The organism is Stenotrophomonas sp. JAG2 (assembly GCF_041080745.1).
GTDB lineage: Bacteria > Pseudomonadota > Gammaproteobacteria > Xanthomonadales > Xanthomonadaceae > Stenotrophomonas > Stenotrophomonas maltophilia_AA.
Window position 1 is genome coordinate 229,275 of record NZ_JBEUMH010000005.1, and the last position, 18,061, is coordinate 247,335.

At 68.0% G+C, this 18,061-nt stretch carries 14 protein-coding genes; 8 read left to right on the forward strand and 6 right to left on the reverse strand.

Features of this window, described 5'->3' with window-relative positions:
• Positions 1-2: 2 nt before the first annotated feature.
• On the reverse strand, positions 3-641 hold the full coding sequence (locus AB9O74_RS08445) for a response regulator (RefSeq protein ID WP_369349016.1): 639 nt from the start codon (positions 639-641) through the stop codon (positions 3-5).
• Positions 642-715: 74 nt separating this feature from the next.
• On the opposite strand from AB9O74_RS08445, the gene AB9O74_RS08450 reads away from it, so the two are divergent.
• Positions 716-4,288, forward strand: coding sequence for a transporter substrate-binding domain-containing protein (locus tag AB9O74_RS08450; RefSeq protein WP_369349017.1), 3,573 nt, complete (start codon positions 716-718; stop codon positions 4,286-4,288).
• A gap of 15 nt (positions 4,289-4,303) precedes the next feature.
• Here the strand turns inward: AB9O74_RS08450 and AB9O74_RS08455 are convergent, their stop codons facing one another.
• Complete coding sequence (locus AB9O74_RS08455; protein ID WP_176990225.1) at positions 4,304-4,693, reverse strand: cytochrome c family protein; 390 nt, start codon at positions 4,691-4,693, stop codon at positions 4,304-4,306.
• A gap of 98 nt (positions 4,694-4,791) precedes the next feature.
• Complete coding sequence (locus AB9O74_RS08460; RefSeq protein ID WP_369349018.1) at positions 4,792-6,468, reverse strand: electron transfer flavoprotein-ubiquinone oxidoreductase; 1,677 nt, start codon at positions 6,466-6,468, stop codon at positions 4,792-4,794.
• Positions 6,469-6,753: 285 nt separating this feature from the next.
• On the opposite strand from AB9O74_RS08460, the gene AB9O74_RS08465 reads away from it, so the two are divergent.
• Positions 6,754-7,917, forward strand: a complete 1,164-nt coding sequence (locus tag AB9O74_RS08465) for an acyl-CoA dehydrogenase family protein (RefSeq protein ID WP_369349019.1) — start codon at positions 6,754-6,756, stop codon at positions 7,915-7,917.
• Positions 7,918-7,960: 43 nt separating this feature from the next.
• Here AB9O74_RS08465 and trmL read toward each other — a convergent pair whose 3' ends face one another.
• Both trmL and AB9O74_RS08475 read right to left on the reverse strand, forming a co-directional pair.
• Positions 7,961-8,440 carry a tRNA (uridine(34)/cytosine(34)/5-carboxymethylaminomethyluridine(34)-2'-O)-methyltransferase TrmL gene (gene trmL / locus AB9O74_RS08470; protein ID WP_346478496.1) on the reverse strand — a complete coding sequence of 160 codons (480 nt, stop codon included), beginning with the start codon at positions 8,438-8,440 and terminating at the stop codon, positions 7,961-7,963.
• Positions 8,441-8,483: 43 nt separating this feature from the next.
• Positions 8,484-8,963, reverse strand: a complete 480-nt coding sequence (locus AB9O74_RS08475; RefSeq protein WP_369349020.1) for a hypothetical protein — start codon at positions 8,961-8,963, stop codon at positions 8,484-8,486.
• A gap of 342 nt (positions 8,964-9,305) precedes the next feature.
• Here AB9O74_RS08475 and AB9O74_RS08480 point away from each other — a divergent pair, with 342 nt between their 5' ends.
• The 4 genes from AB9O74_RS08480 (at position 9,306) to AB9O74_RS08495 (ending at position 14,743) form a co-directional block, all read left to right on the forward strand.
• Positions 9,306-12,197, forward strand: coding sequence for a M16 family metallopeptidase (locus tag AB9O74_RS08480; RefSeq protein ID WP_369349021.1), 2,892 nt, complete (start codon positions 9,306-9,308; stop codon positions 12,195-12,197).
• A gap of 127 nt (positions 12,198-12,324) precedes the next feature.
• Positions 12,325-12,642 carry a DUF4156 domain-containing protein gene (locus AB9O74_RS08485; RefSeq protein WP_176990219.1) on the forward strand — a complete coding sequence of 106 codons (318 nt, stop codon included), beginning with the start codon at positions 12,325-12,327 and terminating at the stop codon, positions 12,640-12,642.
• A 112-nt stretch (positions 12,643-12,754) separates the two neighbouring features.
• The gene (locus AB9O74_RS08490; protein WP_019184878.1) at positions 12,755-13,771 is read left to right on the forward strand and encodes a 3-oxoacyl-ACP synthase III; all 1,017 of its coding nucleotides are present in this window, start codon (positions 12,755-12,757) and stop codon (positions 13,769-13,771) included.
• 81 nt (positions 13,772-13,852) lie between these two features.
• Positions 13,853-14,743, forward strand: coding sequence for an alpha/beta fold hydrolase (locus AB9O74_RS08495; RefSeq protein ID WP_369349022.1), 891 nt, complete (start codon positions 13,853-13,855; stop codon positions 14,741-14,743).
• Positions 14,744-14,817: 74 nt separating this feature from the next.
• Here AB9O74_RS08495 and AB9O74_RS08500 read toward each other — a convergent pair whose 3' ends face one another.
• A complete protein-coding gene (locus AB9O74_RS08500; RefSeq protein WP_369349023.1) occupies positions 14,818-15,246 on the reverse strand; it encodes a YkgJ family cysteine cluster protein in 429 nt (142 codons plus the stop codon).
• 117 nt (positions 15,247-15,363) lie between these two features.
• Here AB9O74_RS08500 and oleC point away from each other — a divergent pair, with 117 nt between their 5' ends.
• Entirely contained in the window at positions 15,364-17,019 is a 1,656-nt protein-coding gene (oleC, locus tag AB9O74_RS08505; protein ID WP_369349024.1) for an olefin beta-lactone synthetase, read from the forward strand.
• On the forward strand, positions 17,016-18,026 hold the full coding sequence (gene oleD, locus AB9O74_RS08510) for a 2-alkyl-3-oxoalkanoate reductase (protein ID WP_369349025.1): 1,011 nt from the start codon (positions 17,016-17,018) through the stop codon (positions 18,024-18,026). The genes oleC and oleD overlap by 4 nt, the downstream gene beginning before the upstream one ends.
• Positions 18,027-18,061: the final 35 nt, after the last annotated feature.

Consider the following 18,061-nt stretch of genomic DNA (forward strand, 5'->3'; position numbering starts at 1 on the left):
GATCAGCGTTCGCCGTCGCGCAGGTAATCGAACAGCTCGGCGTCGCCCTTCAGGCCGAGCTTCAACATCGCATCGCCCTTCTGGCGGCTGATGGTGCTCACGCTCTTGTGCAGATGCAGGGCGATCTCCTTGACCGTCATGCCGCTGCCGAGCAGGCGCAGCACTTCCACCTCGCGCGGTGACAGCGGTTTGGCCTCGCCTTCTTCCACGCTGTTCGTGCCGATCGCGTCAATGCGCTCTTTCAGCGTCTGGCTGACGTAGGGCATGCCACGCTGTACGGTCTGGATCGCGGTGGGCAGTTCGTCCATCGAGGAGGTCTTGTCGACCAGGCCCAGCACACCGGTGGCGACCACCATGCGCAGGATCGCCAGATTGTTGGACACGCTGAGCATCAGCACCGGCAACGTGGGAAAGCGCCGGCGGATCATCTCGATCATCGCGAACCCATCCGCCTGCTGGCCGCCGGGCATGGAGTAATCGGTGACCAGGACATCGCACGGATGTTCGGACAGCGCGGTCATCAGCTCGGCCACGGTACTGGCTTCGGCCACCACCTGGCCAACGCCACTGGACTCGATCACGGCCTTCGTGCCGATCCTTACGACCGGATGGTCATCGGCAATGATAATGCGCAGGGTCATGGACTAGTATTGCCTGTAAGGCAGCCGTCGGGCCGTGCCGGGATGGGGATATCATTCTACGGAGATCAGGCAGCATGCGTACCCACGTCGTTCGCTGGCTGGTGCTGGTCATGCTGGCAATGGCCTGGGTCGTGTCGGCTTCCGCCGCCAACCCTCCCGCCTTGTCGCCCCGGCAGAGCGAGTGGCTTGGCAGGCACCCTACCATCATCCTTGGCATGTACGACAGCGGCTGGCCGCCGTTTGAATCCCTGCGCGATGGCAAGCCTGCCGGTCTGGGCTACGACTACCTGAGCCTGCTCGCGCAGCAGCTCGGCGTGCAGGTGAAGGTGCGGATGTACCGCGACTGGACCGACGTGCTGGATGCGGCGTGCCGCGGCGAAGTCGACGTGGTGATGAACATCACCCTCACCGCCGACCGCACCCGCTGCATGGTCTACACGCGTCCCTACGCCGATGCCCCTTTGGCGCTGGTCGGTCGCCCCGGCGATACGCGGGCGTCGGCCGATCCTGATCTGCGCGGCCTGCGCGTGGTCACCGAGCGCGAGTTCGTCACCAGCGAAGACGTACGCGCGCGCTTTCCCGCCGCCCGCCGCGTGGTGGCCGACGACACCACCGCCGCGCTCACCATGGTGGGAAAAGGCGAGGCCGACGTGTACATCGGCAATGCCTACGTCGCCACTGCGCTGATCGCCGAGCGGCGGCTGACCGACGTGGCGCTGCTGCGCCCCAGTGACCTCGCACCGGAACGCCTGCACTTCGGTGTGCCCAATGCCAAGCAGCCGTTGGCGGAGGCGCTGGACATGGGGCTGGCCGCGCTGGCCGAGCCCGAGCGGGAACGGCTGCGGCGGCGCTGGCTGCAGACACCGGCGTGGTCGCTGCAGTCGCAGTTGATCCTGGGCAATGCCGAGAAGCGCGTGCTGGCGACGCCCCTGCGGCTCGCCTTCGCGCCGAATGCGGCGCCGCTGGCCTTCATCGACAGCGCCGACCAACCCAGCGGTGTCTCGGCCGAGTACCTGCGCCTGCTGCGCAATGTCGGCGCGCAGCTGACCCGGGTTCCTGCCCACGACTGGTTCGATGTGCGCGAACAACTGCGGCGCGGCGACGTCGACGCGATCATGGGCATCCCCAACGATTCCAGCTACCTGGGCGACGACTGGGTGTTCAGCCAGCCCTTCATCACCGTCCCCAACGTGGTGGTCACCGCCGCGGGAAGTCCCTCGGTACTGGGCGTGCGCGACCTGGATGGGCGCAGCATCCTGCTGACCGATCCGGACCGCCTGCGCGGCTACGTCCTGCAACAGGCGCCGAACGCCCGCATCGTGCCCGCGCGCAGTGCCGAACTGGCGCTGGCACGGTTGGCCCATGGCGACGCCGATGCGTACATCGGCAACCTGGCGATCGTCGACCGGATCGTGCGCGAGCACTATCCCGCACAGCTGCACGTGGCCGCGCCGGCCGGCTTCAGCGACCGGCTGTCGCTGGCGGTCAAGCGCCAGTACGCACCGCTGGCCACGACCTTCGACCGGATGCTGGTCAATATGAGCGCCCGCGAGCACGAGGCGATCCGCAGCGATTGGCTCACGGCCGAGTACCGCAGCGATCTGGACTGGCGCGCGATCGCGGGCTGGGCGGTGCCGCTGGCGCTGGTGCTGCTGACCGCGCTGCTGGTGCATGGCTGGGGCCACTGGCGCCTGCGCGGGGAAGTGGCGATGCGCAGGCGGGTCGAGCAGCGGCTGGCGGAGGTCACGGACAACCTGCCGGCGATCGTCTACCAGGGACGTCGCGAGCGCGACGGCAGATTGTCCCTGCCGTACATCGCCGGTGACACCGAAGCGCTGTTCGGGGTCACCGCCGCCGAAGCCATGGCCGATGAAAGCGCGCTGATGGACCGCATCGACGAGCGCGACCGCGCCGGTGTCCGCCAGGCCATGGAGCGCGCCGCACGCGACCTCACCCCGTTGGACATGGAATTCCGCACCTCCCCGCGGGGCACGTTGCGCTGGGTGCGCTCGCGCGCGCTGCCCTACGACGCCGAGGATGGTGCACTGCTGTGGAGCGGCTATTGGGTGGATGTCACCGAGGCGCGCGCGCAGGCCGATGCGCTGGCGTTGGCCAAGGCCGTCGCCGAGCGCGCCACGGCCGCGAAATCCGAATTCCTGGCCACGATGAGCCATGAGATCCGCACGCCGATGTCGGGCGTGCTGGGCATGATGGAGGTGCTCTCGCATACCTCGCTGGACGGGGAGCAGCGGCGCATCATCGGCGTGATCGAAGACTCGGCGCAGATGCTGCGGCAGATTCTCGACGACCTGCTGGACTACTCCAGGATCGAGGCCGGTGCGCTGTCGCTGCAGCCGCATCCGGTCGCGCTGCGTGCGCTGCTCGGCAATGTGCAGCAGCTGCTCGCTCCGCAGGCGGTGGCCAAGGGACTGGACCTGCAGATCCAGATCGACGATGACGTGGCGGCCATGCACCTGGTCGACGGCCTGCGTCTGCGCCAGATCGCCTTCAACCTGCTCAGCAACGCCATCAAGTTCACCCACGCAGGAGAGGTCGGCATCGCGCTGGGGGTGCTCGATACCGATGCCGAGGGCGCACAGCGGCTGCGGCTGACCGTGCGCGACACCGGCATCGGCATTTCGCCCGAGCAGCGCGAGCGCCTGTTCGGCCCGTTCGCACAGGCCGACGCGGCGACCAGCCGCCAGTACGGCGGCACCGGCCTGGGCCTGAGCATCTGCCAGCGGCTGGTGGCACTGATGCACGGCACCCTGATGCTGCACAGCGCACCGGGTGAAGGCACCTGCGTGGAGGTGCAGCTGACCCTGCCCACCGTGCCGATCGACGAGCAGCCTGGCGCCGCCGAAGAACAGGCGCAGGTGCTGCCGTTGCCCGCCGCGCTGCTGCAGCGGCGGATACTGATCGTCGAGGACCATCCCACCAACCAGGCGGTGATGGGCTGGCGCATGCAGCAGCTCGGCCTGCCGCACGTCCTGGCCGAGAACGGCGAACAGGCGCTGGCGCTGCTCGCGCGCACCCGCTTCGATCTGGTCCTCACCGATTGCCGGATGCCGGTCATGGACGGCTACGCCACGACCCGGCGGATCCGTGACCAGGAGCGTGACCGCGGCAGCGCCCGGATGCCGGTGATCGCGCTGACCGCCAGCACGATGGGGAACGATCTGCAACGCTGCCGCGAGGCCGGCATCGATGACCTGCTGATCAAGCCGGTGGCGTTGGCCACGTTGCGTCAGGCACTGCTGCAGTGGTTGCCGGAGGTACCGCCGGCCCCGTCAGCCGCACCGGATGCATCGGGCGTCACCGACGCGCCGCCCGACCGCGCCGCCCTTGTGCGGCGGTTTGGATCGGCGCATGTGGCGGACGTGTTGATCGAGGGCCTGTGCACGACGTCTGCCGACGATCTGGTGCAGCTGCAGGCGGCGCTGCATGAGCGGGCAGGGCCCGCGCTGGTGGAGGTGCTGCACCGGATGGTGGGCGGCCTGGCAACGCTGGGTGCGGACGCGCTGGCGGTCCAGGCGCGAGGCCTGATGGACCGCGTGGACGAAGACGGCGTGGCGGTGCACGCCGTGGCGGTCAGCGCGTTCGATACCGCGCTGCGCGATTACCTTGTGCAGCTGCAGGCGTCCTGAGCGCCACCAGGACGATCAGCGCTGCTGCTGCAGGTATTCGATCACCTGGCGCCGACGCTCCGGGTCGACGGTGGCGTTGACCATGCGGGTACCCGGCACCACCTGCGCAGGCGAGCGCAGGAAGGCATCCAGGGTCTGTTCGTTCCAGGTCAGCCCGGCCTCGCGCATCGCGTTGGAGTAGGGGTAGCCCGCGACGCTGCCGGCACGGCGGCCGATCACGCCATGCAGGTTCGGGCCGAAGCGGTGTACGCCACCGGCGCTGACCGTGTGGCAGCCGGCGCAGATCGCGAACGCGCGCTGCAGAGCCTGCTGATGGGCCTGTTCCGGCGTCTGCGGGGTGCGCGCGCACGCGGTCAGCACGAGGCAGACCAGCAACGGCAGGGGGGATCGGAACGCAGGGGGCATGGCGCAGCGGAGATGTCCGGCAGGACGATCAGGATAGCCAGTGCGGCGGCGCCTGCCGCGCCCGACGGCCTGCGACCGGTGGTCGCAGGCCATGCCGGTCACATGCCCGAGTAGTTCGGTCCGCCGCCGCCCTGCGGCGTGACCCACACGATGTTCTGGGTCGGGTCCTTGATGTCGCAGGTCTTGCAGTGCACGCAGTTCTGCGCATTGATCTGCAGCTGCTCATGCCCGTCGCTGCCGACGAACTCATACACGCCGGCCGGGCAGTAGCGTGCTTCCGGCCCGGCATACTCGGCCAGGTTGATGCGCACCGGCACGCTGGGGTCCTTGAGCGTGAGGTGGCCGGGCTGGTCTTCGGCGTGGTTGGTGCTGCTCAGGAACACCGAACTGAGCCGGTCGAAGGTGAGCACGCCATCCGGCTTGGGATAGGTGATCTTCGCGTGCTTGGACGCCGGTTCCAGGCAGGCGTGGTCCGGCGTGCTGTGGCGCAGCGTCCACGGTGGATTGCGGATGCCGAGCTTGGGCAGCAGCCACTGTTCGACACCGGTCATCAGCGCGGCCACGGTCTGGCCCTTCTTGAACCACTGCTTGAAGTTCTTGGACTGCAGCAGCTCGGCATGCAGCCAGCTGGCCTCGAACGCCTGCGGGTACGCGCTCAGCTCATCGTGCTGGCGATCGGCGACCAGCGCATCGAAGGCGGCATCGGCGGCGAGCATGCCGGTCTTGAGCGCGGCATGGCTGCCCTTGATCCGGCTGACGTTGAGGTAGCCGGCCTCGCAGCCGACCAGCGCGCCCCCCGGGAACACCGTCTTGGGCAGCGACATCAGGCCACCGGCGGTGATCGCGCGGGCGCCATAGCCGATGCGCTTGCCACCTTCCAGATGCTTGCGGATATCCGGGTGGGTCTTGAAGCGCTGGAACTCTTCGAACGGGCTCAGCCACGGGTTCTTGTAGTCCAGGCCGACCACATAGCCGATCGAGACCTTGCCGCCTTCGGCGTGGTACAGGAACGCGCCACCGTAGGTGTCGTTGTCCAGCGGCCAGCCGGCGGCATGCACCACCAGGCCCGGTTCGTGCTTGGCCGGATCGATCTGCCACAGTTCCTTGATGCCGATGCCGTAGGCCTGCGGATCCTTGCCGGCATCGAGCTGGAAGCGCGCGATCAGCTGGCGGCCGAGATGGCCGCGCGAGCCTTCGGCGAAGATCGTGTACTTGGCGTGCAGCGCCATGCCGCGCTCGAACGCGGGGCCGGGCTGGCCGTTCTTCTCGATGCCCATGTCGCCGGTCGCCACGCCGATCACCGCGCCGTCGTCGCTGTACAGCACTTCCGCCGCCGGGAAGCCGGGGAAGATCGCCACTTCCAGCGCCTCGGCCTGCTGCGCCAGCCAGCGGGTCACTTCGCCGAGGCTGACGATGTAGTTGCCTTCGTTGTGGAAGCACTCCGGCAGCAGCGCGTTGGGCGTGCTGCGCGCGCCCGTCTCATTGAGGAACAGGAATTCGTCGCGGGTGACCTTCTGCTTCAGCGGCGCGCCGCGCTCGGCCCAGTCCGGGAACAGTTCGGTCAGCGCGCGCGGGTCCATCACCGCACCGGACAGGATGTGCGCGCCGGGTTCGGAGCCCTTTTCCAGGATGCACACCGACAGCTCGCGGCCGGCCTCGATGGCGCGCTGGCGCAGCCGGATCGCGGTGGCCAGGCCGGCAGGGCCACCACCCACGATCACCACATCGAATTCCATCACTTCACGCGGGGGCAGGACGTTGATTTCTTCGCTCATGGGGCTGCGTAACTCTTGGGTAGTGCCGCGGTTGAACGGGCGGCGGTTGCCTGGGAATCGCGCGTGTCACACCACGGCGAAACGGTTGGATCAGTGCGCCAGAGTACCGGCCCGGCGCATTTAAGCCTAGATCGCCGACGATGACAGCGGTGTCGCCGCGCGTCCGGCACGCCGATGCTGCGGTGCAGCACGCCGCGCGCGTGCCGGCCGTCGTCGCGTCCCTTGGCCCATTCCACGACAACGACCACAATGGGGGCCTGTTCCACCGCCACCTGCCGGGATGCCATGTCACTGAATCCGTTCGATCTGTTCGATATCCGTTCGCTGCTCAGCGAGGAGGAGCGCGCGGTGCAGGCGACGGTGGCGCGCTTCACCGATTCGCGGGTGCTGCCGATCATCGGCGATGCCTTCGACGACGGACGTTTCCCGGATGAGTTGATCCCGGAAATCGCCTCGCTCGGCCTGCTCGGCTCCAGCCTGCCCGAGCAGTACGGCGGCGGCGGACTGAACGCGGTGAGCTACGGCTTGATCTGCCAGGAACTGGAGCGCGGCGATTCGGGCCTGCGCAGTTTCGTCTCGGTGCAGAGTTCGCTGTGCATGTACCCGATCTACGCCTACGGCAGCGAAGAACAGCGCGTGCGCTGGTTGCCGGACATGGCCACCGGCAAGGTGATCGGCTGCTTCGGCCTGACCGAGGCGCACGGCGGCTCCGATCCGGCGGCGATGAAGACCCGCGCGGTGCGCGACGGCAGTGACTGGGTGATCAACGGCAGCAAGATGTGGATCACCAGCGGGCCGGTGGCGGATATCGCGATCATCTGGGCGCATACCGAGGATGGCATCCAGGGCTTCGTGCTGGAAAAGGGCATGGCCGGGTTCAGCACGCAGGAGATCAAGCACAAGATGAGCCTGCGCGCCTCGCTCACCGGTGCGCTGTTCTTCGACAACGTGCGCGTGCCCGACCGCAACCGGTTGCCGAACGTGCAGGGCTTGAAAGGTCCGCTGGGCTGCTTGAACCAGGCACGCTATGGGATCAGCTGGGGCCCGATCGGCGCCGCGGTGGCCTGCCTGGATGAAGCACTGGCCTACACCAAGCAGCGCGTGCTGTTCGGCCGGCCGGTGGCCGCCACGCAGAGCGCGCAGATCAAGCTGGCCGACATGGCGCGGCGGATTACCACCGCGCAGTTGCTGGCATTGCAGCTGGGGCGCCTGAAGGACGCCGGGCAGCTGCAGCCGCAGCAGGTCAGCCTGGCCAAGTGGAACAACTGCCGCATGGCCATCGACATCGCGCGCGAGTGCCGCGACCTGCTCGGCGGCGCCGGCATCACCACCGAGCACGTCGCGATCCGGCACGCGCTCAATCTGGAATCGGTGATCACCTACGAGGGCACCGAGACCGTGCACCAGCTGGTGATCGGGCGCGAGCTGACCGGGATCAACGCGTTTTGAGCCGGTAGGTGCCGACCGTTGGTCGGCACGCGATCACGCAATGTCACACCCCGCCGGCAAACCCGTGCTGGCGCCACGCCTCATACATCACCACGGCCACGGTATTGGAGAGGTTGAGGCTGCGGTTGTCCGGCTGCATCGGCAGGCGCAGGCGTCGGCCGTGGGGCAGGCTGTCGAGCAGGTCCTGGGGCAGGCCGCGGGTTTCCGGGCCGAACAGGAAGGCATCGCCATCGTCGAATTGCGGGGTGTCGTAACGCACGCTGCCGCGGGTACTCAGCGCGAACAGGCGCTTGGGCGCAATCACCTGCAGGGCGGTCTCAAGGTCTGGATGGACCTGCAGTCGGGCGTACTCGTGATAGTCCAGGCCGGCGCGCTTGAGCTGCTTGTCGCTCAGGTCGAAACCGAGCGGCTCGATCAGGTGCAGCCGCGCGCCGGTATTGGCGCAGAGGCGGATCACATTGCCGGTGTTCGGCGGGATTTCGGGTTGGAACAGGACGACATGGAACGTGGGCGTGGCAGTCATCGGCGAAGTGTACGCCGAGGCTGCGGGCGACCGCAGCTACGGCTTACTGGCGGATCAGGGTCGAGGCGGCGACAGCAGCGGTTTCCAGCGCCAGGGCCTGCAGATCGGCGGCCGACGGACGCACCTGCAGGGTCGGCAGGTTGATGATCACTTCGTTGGCGACGGCGGTGGCGGCCGCGGTGAAGGTGGCGACATAGCCGCGATCGTTGCGCTGTTCGGCGGCCAGGGCCTGGCGCTGTTCGGCGGTCGGGCGCACTTCGACGGCGGCCAGCGTGGTGACGCGGCGGGTGGCAGCCAGTTCGGCGCGGTAATCGGCGATCAGGCCGGCGGTGGGGCGGACTTCAACGACGGCCAGGGTCGGGATGCTGCTGGTGCGCTCGACGTCGGCCTGGGCGATCTGGTCGGCCGACGGGCGGACCTGCACGGTCTCCAGGGTGACGATGGCGGGGGCGGCCTGCACCGACGAAGCAAACGCGGAACCGGCGGCGAGGGCGATGGCGATGGCGAGAGTCTTGGTGTTCATGGCGAGGTCCTGTTTAGTGTTGGTGATCAGTGGTGTGGTAGTAAGGTAGTACACCGATTCGGGGCTTGCAAGAACAATTTCAACTTTCTTGTTTTTGTTCAGCGTCCAGTCAGTTTCGGTTTGATCCTTGCTTCCCTTGCCCAGTACCAAGCAGGTCGCGTGCCAACTTTTCACCGTTGATTTCAAAGGGTTTTTGTCGACGTTGCGGTGTCCGCTGTCCGGACAGTTGTCCGCCGCAGGGCCTGCAGGCTGTCCGTTTTGACCCCAATGACTGTTGGCCGATGCCTTTTGCCTGGGTGGCGCGCTAGCATCCGGCTTCACTTTCATGACCAAGGAACCGGAATGACCGTCCAACTTCGACCGCGTGCTGCGCTGCTGGCTGCCGCGCTCTCCGCCGCCCTGGGCTCGCTCGCCCCTGCGCCGGTCCTGGCAAAGCCGGCCACGGTGGCCAAGGTCGACATTCCGTTCGAGCAGTTCACCCTGCCCAATGGCCTGCGCGTGGTGGTGCACACCGACCGCAAGGCGCCGATCGTGGCCGTCAACATCTGGTACCACGTCGGCAGCAAGGACGAGCCCGCCGGCCGCACCGGCTTCGCGCACCTGTTCGAACACCTGATGTTCCAGGGCAGCGAGAACCACGACGGCGAGTACTTCGAGCCCTTCAAGCAGGTCGGCGTGACCGGCCAGAACGGCACCACCAATACCGACCGCACCAATTACTTCGAGAACGTGCCCACCACCGCGCTGGACATGGCGTTGTGGATGGAGTCCGACCGCATGGGCCATCTGCTCGGCGCGATCGACCAGGCCGCGCTCGACGAACAACGCGGCGTGGTGCAGAACGAAAAGCGCCAGGGCGAGAACCAGCCGTATGGCCAGGTCTGGGAAAAGCTGACGCGCGCGATGTATCCAGCCGGCCACCCGTACCACCACAGCGTGATCGGCTCGATGAACGATCTCAACGCCGCCTCGCTGGATGACGTGAAGACCTGGTTCCGCGCCTGGTACGGCCCGAACAATGCGGTGCTGGTGCTGGCCGGCGACATCGACGTGGCCACCGCGAAGGAAAAGGTCGCCAGGTACTTCGGCGACATCCCGGCCGGCCCGAGCATGGCCCAGCCCAAGGTAGACGTGGCCAAGCGCGAGAAGAGCACGCGCGAAGTGATGACCGACAAGGTGCCGCAGGCGCGCATCTACCGCGCCTGGAACGTGGCGCAGGTCGGCACCACCGACATCGACCAGCTGCAGCTGTTCGCGCAGGTCCTCGGCGGTGCCAAGTCCTCGCGCCTCGATCAGCGCCTGCTGCACCAGGACAAGCTGGTCGACAACATCAGCGCCGGTGCCTACAGCTCGCAGCTGGGCTCCAACTTCGTGATCATGGCCAGCGTCAAGCAGGGCGTGGACCCGGCCAAGGTCGAGGCGATCATCGATGAGGAAGTGAAGCGCCTGGCCAAGGACGGTCCGACCGCCGATGAGCTCAGCCGTGGCAAGACCGCGTTCCGCGCCGGCTTCATCCGCGGCATCGAGCGCATCGGTGGTTTCGGCGGCAAGGCCGATGCGCTGGCCGAGTGCACCGTGTACGAAGGTGACCCGGGCTGCTTCCGCAAATCGCTGGCGACCATCGATGCGGCCACTGCCGCGCAGGTGCGTGATGTCGGTGCCAAGTGGCTGGGGATCGGCGACCACACCATCGTGGTCGAGCCGGGTGCGCGCGTTGCCCTGGCCGAACTGCCGTCGGAAACGCCCAAGCCGTTCACCGTGCCGGCCGTCGATCCGACGTTCACCACCCTGCCCAAGCAGGTCGACCGCAGCACCGGCGTGCCGCAGACCAAGACCTTCCCGGATCTGAAATTCCCGGAACTGCACCGCGCCACGCTGAAGAACGGCACCCAGGTGATCCTGGCCGAGCGCCATGACATCCCGGTCGTGCAGTTCAGCTATGAATTCCCGGGCGGCTTCACCGCCGACCAGGGCCGCAAGTCCGGCACGGCCAACTTCACCATGGGCCTGCTGACCGAAGGTGCCGGCAAGCTCGGCGCGCTGCCGTTCGCCGATGCGGCCGATGCGCTGGGCGCCAAGCTCGATGCCTCCGCCTCGCTGGACAGCACCAGCGTGTACCTGTCCGCGCTGAAGGAAAACCTGGCGCCGTCGCTGGCCCTGTATGCCGACATGCTGCGCCAGCCGCGTTTCGACCAAGCCGAGATCGACCGCATCAAGGCCACCTGGATCGCCGGCATCCAGCAGGAAAAGGTGAACCCGAGCGCGGTGGCGATGCGGGTCATGCCGACGCTGCTGTACGGCGCGGGCCATCCGTATGCGATTCCGTTCACCGGCAGCGGCAATGAAGTGGACATCCAGTCGATGACCCGCGACGACCTGGTCGGCTTCCATCGCGACTGGCTGCGTCCCGAGCAGGGCACGTTGATCGTGGTCGGCGATACCACGCTGAAGGAAATCGTGCCGCTGCTGGAACGCCAGCTCGGCGACTGGAAGGCCGAGGGCCCGGCGCCGCAGGTGAAGGCGCCGGTGGATGTGGCACGACCGACGCAGGCCCGCGTGTACCTGATCGACCAGCCGGGTGCGGTACAGGCCAATCTGTTCGCCAGCCAGGTGGTGCCGTCCTCGATGGATCCGGGCTCGACCCGCTTCGACATCGCCAACGGCGTCCTCGGCGGCGACTTCACCTCGCGCCTGAACATGAACCTGCGCGAGCAGAAGCACTGGTCCTACGGTGCCGGCAGCAGCGCGAGCAACACCCTGGGCCAGCGCCCGTGGGGCGCCCGCGCACCGGTACAGATCGACAAGACCGCCGAGTCGATGCAGGAGATGCAGAAGGAGATCGCCGCGTTCGCCACCGGCGCCAAGCCGGCCACCCCGGCCGAAGTGGCCCGCATCCGCAATATCCAGAACCTGAGCCTGCCCGGTGCCTATGAGACCGCCAGTGCGGTGATGGGCACCATCAGCGGGATCGTGCGTTACCAGCGTCCGGACGACTATGTGGTCCAGCGCAAGGCCGAGATCGAAGCGATGACCCCGGCCCAGGTGCAGCAGGCCGCGGCCACGCTGGACCCGAACGCACTGACCTGGGTGGTGGTCGGTGACCTCAAGCAGACCGAAGCGCCTGTGCGTGCGCTCAACCTCGGCCAGGTGCAGGTGATCGATGCGGAAGGGAACGCCGTCCAGGCCCCGGCTGCTCCGGTCGCTCCGGCGGCTGCGAAGCCCAAGGCCCGGTGATGCCGACCGCTGGCCGGCCATCGCGTCGGCCAGCACATCGGGTGCCGGGCACTGTCCCGGCACCTGATCACCCCCGATTCAGATGCTTCCCGCACACTCCCTCATGTATTCCAGCCAGGCCCTGCCCATGCGCATTCTGCTTCTGTCCGCCCTGATCCTCAGCGTTTCCGCCTGCACCTGGGTGCCGATCGAGTCGTCCGGGAAGACGGTCCGCGTGCTGCCGGCCGGCCCTGCGCCCAGCGGCTGCCAGAGCAAGGGCGAGGTGGTGGTGACCGTTAAGAGCAAGGTCGCCTTCTACAACCGCAACCCGCTGCGCGTGCAGGAAGAGCTGGAAACCCTGGCACGCAACGAGGCACCCAGTGCCGGTGCCAATGCCGTGCAGGCCTCGGGCCTGCCTGCCGATGGCAGCCAGCGCTTCCTGGCCTTCCAGTGCCCGCCACGCTGAACCCTTCACACCGCGCCCGGACCATACGCCCGGGCGTGAATTCGTAAAGGTGCGGTGAAAGCCGTGCCGGCTTACAATAACGCCCCCTTTGCCTGAGCCTTGGCGCTAACTGATGCTCTTCAAGAATGTCTCGATCGCCGGCTTGGCGCACATCGACGCGCCGCACACGCTGACGTCCAAGGAAATCAACGAACGGCTGAAGCCGACGCTGGATCGCCTTGGCATCCGTACCGACGTGCTCGGCGACATCGCGGGCATCCATGCCCGTCGCCTGTGGGATGCCGACATGCTGGCCTCCGACGCCGCCACGCTGGCCGCCCGCAAAGCCCTGGAAGACGCCGGAATCGGCGCCGACAAGATCGGCCTGCTGGTCAACACCTCGGTCAGCCGCGATTACCTGGAGCCGTCCACGGCCAGCATCGTCTCGGGCAACCTGGGGGTCGGCGACGAATGCATGACCTTCGACGTCGCCAATGCCTGCCTGGCCTTCATCAACGGCATGGACATCGCCGCCCGCATGCTGGAACGCGGCGAGATCGACTACGCGCTGATCGTCGACGGTGAAACCGCCAACCTGGTGTACGAGAAGACCCTCGAGCGCATGGCCCTGCCAGGCGTGACCGCTGATGACTTCCGCAACGAGATGGCCGCCCTGACCCTGGGCTGCGGTGCCGCGGCGATGGTCATGGCGCGCACCGAGCTGGTGCCCGATGCCCCGCGTTACCGCGGTGGCGTGACCCGCTCGGCCACCGAGTGGAATCAGCTGTGCCGCGGCAACCTGGACCGCATGGTCACCGATACCCGCATGCTGCTGATCGAAGGCATCAAGCTGGCACAGAAGACCTTCGTCGCCGCCCGCGAAGCGCTGGGCTGGGCCGTGGAGGAACTGGACCAGTTCGTGATCCACCAGGTCAGCCAGCCGCACACCGCCGCCTTCATCAAGAACTTCGGCATCGACCCGAAGAAGGTGATGACGATCTTCGGCGAGCACGGCAACATCGGCCCGGCCTCGGTGCCGATCGTGCTGAGCAAGCTCAAGCAGCTGGGCAAGCTGAAGAAGGGCGATCGCATCGCGCTGCTCGGCATCGGCTCGGGCCTGAACTGCTCGATGGCCGAAGTGGTCTGGTAAACCACGCGCCGCAGCCTGCCGCGGCGTTGGAATTGAACATCAAGGGCCGGTTCTGCCGGCCCTTTTCACAGGTGCGTTTGCATGCCCCAGCTGCCCGGTTACCCCGCCCATCCGCACCGCTTCGAGGTGCGTCCCGGTCTGTCGATGAACTATCTCGACGAAGGCCCGCGCGATGGCGAGGTGGTGGTGATGGTCCACGGCAACCCGTCGTGGAGCTATTACTGGCGCACCCTGGTGGCCGGCTTGTCGGACAGCTACCGCTGCATCGTGCCGGACCATATCGGCATGGGCCTGTCGGACAAGCCCGATGACGCGCACTACGAGTACACCCTGCAGTCGCGCGTGGACGACCTGGATGCGCTGCTCGCGCACCTGGGCATCACCGGCCCGGTGACCCTGGCCGTGCACGACTGGGGCGGCATGATCGGCTTCGGCTGGGCGCTCTCGCACCATGCCCAGGTCAAGCGCCTGGTGGTGCTCAACACCGCCGCCTTCCCGATGCCGGCCGCGAAGACGATGCCGTGGCAGATCGCGCTGGGCCGCCACTGGAAGGTGGGCGAGTGGATCATCCGCACCTTCAACGCCTTCTCGTCCGGTGCCTCGTGGCTGGGCGTGGAACGGAAGATGCCGGCGGACGTGCGCCGCGCGTACGTGTCGCCGTACAACAGCTACGCCAACCGCATCAGCACCATCCGCTTCATGCAGGACATCCCGCTGTCGCCGGCCGACAAGGCCTGGTCACTGCTGGAGCGGTCCGGCCAGACGCTGCCGTCGTACGCCGACCGACCTGTCTTCATCGGCTGGGGCCTGCGCGATTTCGTGTTCGACCACCACTTCCTGAAGGGCTTCCAGGCCGCGTTGCCGCAGGCCGAAGTGCACGCCTTCGAGGATGCCGGGCATTACGTGCTGGAAGACAAGCATGAGGTGCTGGTGCCGAAGATCCGCGCGTTCCTGGATCGCAACCCGATCTGATCGGCGTGACGACCCACGGTCGTCACCTACCCATCGCCGATCCGGTAGGTACCGACCGTTGGTCGGTACGGGTCTTATGCCGCGATCGGTGCCTGCGGCGGCGCCGGGGAACTCCCGTTGTCATCGGGATGATCATCGTCATTGCCCGCCTCGTCCCGCCAGCGCCAGTCGGCCAGGGTCAGCGCCGGCATGCCGTGCGCCACGCGCGCCTTGTCGCACTGCGGGCTGGCCTTGCCGTACTCCCACGAGGCATCGACCTCACGGCAGACGCTGGGGCGGTTGGGATGGATGCTGCAGCGCGAATACACCCCGATCTCCGCATCCAGCGCCACGCAGTACACCGGCTTGGACAGGGTGCCGCGCATGCACAGCCGGTGCGGGTCCAGCACCTGGGTGAGTTCGTGCGGGACGCCACCGGGGGTGACCTCGTCGGATTCCATCCAATGGAAGGCCACACGGTATTGGGTGCAGCAGGCGCCGCAGGTGAGGCAGGGATGGGGCATGGGGCACCGGCTGGAGACGCGTAGATCCACGCCATGCGTGGATGGGTGGGAAGGCCGCGAATTTTCCACGCCCACGGCCGGCGCGCAAGAATTTTCTGCAGCGGCGACAATGAACGGATGAACAGCGCCATCAATATCGCCGCGCGCCTGCCCGAGCTGGCCCGTGAACGCCCCGACCAGATCGCCATCCGCTGCCCCGGCAAGCCCGGGCCCGGCGGCATGGCGCGTTATGACGTCACCCTGGATTACCGCACCCTCAATGCCCGCAGCGACGCGATGGCGGCCGGCCTGGCGGCCCACGGCATCGGCCGCGGCGTGCGCGCGGTGGTGATGGTGCGGCCCTCGCCGGAGTTCTTCCTGCTGATGTTCGCGCTGTTCAAGAACGGCGCGGTGCCGGTGCTGGTCGACCCCGGCATCGACAAGCGCGCGCTGAAACAGTGCCTGGACGAGGCCCAGCCGGAGGCCTTCATCGGTATCGGCCTGGCCCACGTGGCGCGCCTGGCCCTGCGTTGGTGCCGCTCCGCGCGCCTGCTGGTGACCGTCGGCCGCCGCTGGGGCTGGGGTGGCACCACCCTGGCCCGGCTGGAAGCCCAGGGCGCCACGGCGGCCCCCGCACTGGCCCCGACCGATGGCGAGGATGTCGCCGCGATCCTGTTCACCAGCGGCTCCACCGGCGTGCCCAAGGGCGTGGTCTACCGCCACCGTCATTTCGTCGGCCAGGTCGAGCTGCTGCGCGCCGCCTTCGGGATGGAGCCCGGTGGGGTGGACCTGCCGACCTTCCCGCCGTTCGCGCTGTTCGATCCGGCGCTGGGGCTGACCTCGGTGATCCCGGACATGGACCCGACCCGTCCGGCCCAGGCCGATCCGCGCAAGCTGCATGATGCGATCAACCGTTTCGGCGTCACCCAGCTGTTCGGTTCGCCGGCGCTGATGCGGGTGCTGGCCGACCATGGCCAGCCGTTGCCCGGCGTGCGCCGGGTCACCTCGGCCGGCGCCCCGGTGCCGCCCGACGTGGTCGCGCGGATCCGCCGCCTGCTGCCCGACGACGCCCAGTTCTGGACGCCCTATGGCGCCACCGAGTGCCTGCCCGTCGCCGTGATCGAAGGCCGTGAGCTGGAGAACACCCGCCAGGCCACCGAGGCCGGCGCCGGTACCTGCGTCGGCCGCGTGGTCGCACCCAACGAAGTGCGCATCATCGCCATCGACGACGCGCCGCTGCCGGCCTGGTCGCAGGCCCGCGTGCTGGGTACCGGCGAGGTCGGCGAAATCACCGTGGCCGGCCCGACCGCCACCGACAGTTACTTCAACCGCCCGCAGGCCACCGCCGCGGCGAAGATCACCGAGACCCTGGCCGAGGGCAGCACGCGGGTCGTGCACCGGATGGGCGATGTCGGCTACTTCGATGCGCAGGGCCGGCTGTGGTTCTGTGGGCGCAAGACCCAGCGCGTGGAAACCGCGCAGGGCCCGCTCTACACCGAGCAGGTCGAGCCGCTGTTCAACGCGCTCGATGGCATCGCCCGCACCGCGCTGGTCGGCGTGGGTGCGCCAGGCCGGCAGGTGCCGGTGCTGTGCTACGAACTGCTGCCCGGTATCGCCGATTCCCCCGCGCTGGTCGAGCGGTTGCGCCGTGAGGCCGCCGCGCACGCGCATACCGCGCGCATCGAGCGCTTCCTGCCCCACCCGGGCTTCCCGGTCGACATCCGCCACAACGCCAAGATCGGCCGCGAGAAGCTCGCGGTCTGGGCCACCACGCAACTGGAGCAGCACGCATGAAGATCCTCGTGACCGGCGGCGGTGGATTCCTCGGCCAGGCCCTGTGCAAGGGGCTGATCGAGCGCGGCCACCAGGTGCTGGCGTTCAACCGGGGCCACTATCCCGCGCTGCAGGCGATGGGGGTGGGCCAGATCCGCGGTGACCTGGCCGATGCGCAGGCGGTGATGCACGCGGTGGCCGGGGTCGATGCGGTCTTCCACAACGGGGCCAAGGCCGGTGCCTGGGGCAGCTATGACAGCTACCACCAGGCCAACGTGGTCGGTACCGACAACGTCATCGCGGCCTGCCGTGCGCACGGCGTCGGCAGGCTGGTCTACACCTCCACGCCCAGCGTGACCCACCGCGCCACCCACCCGGTCGAAGGGCTGGGCGCGGACGAGGTGCCTTACGGCGAGAACTTCCAGGCACCGTACGCGGCCACCAAGGCCATCGCCGAACAGCGCGTGCTGGCGGCCAACGATGCACGCCTGGCCACCATCGCGCTGCGCCCCCGGCTGATCTGGGGCCCGGGCGACCAGCAGCTGGTGCCACGCCTGGCCGAGCGTGCCCGCGCCGGCCGCCTGCGCTTCGTCGGTGACGGCCAGAACAAGGTCGACACCACCTACATCGACAACGCCGCGCTCGCCCACTTCCTGGCCCTGGAGCACCTCGCGCCGGGGGCGGCCTGCGCCGGCAAGGCCTATTTCATTTCCAACGGCGAGCCGCTGCCGATGCGCGAGCTGCTCAACAAGCTGCTGGCCGCGGTGGATGCCCCGCCGGTGACGAAGTCGATCAGCTTCAAGGCGGCCTACCGGATCGGCGCGGTCTGCGAGCGGCTGTGGCCGCTGCTGCGCCTGCGCGGCGAGCCGCCGATGACCCGCTTCCTGGCCGAGCAGCTGTGCACCCCGCACTGGTACAGCATGGAACCGGCGCGCCGCGATTTCGGCTATGTGCCCCGGGTCAGCATCGAAGAAGGGCTGGCGCGGCTGGCATCTTCATCGAACGCACAGGAATCCATCACTCCCTGAACACCGCAGGTTGGTGAACATGGCCCCACGCCAAC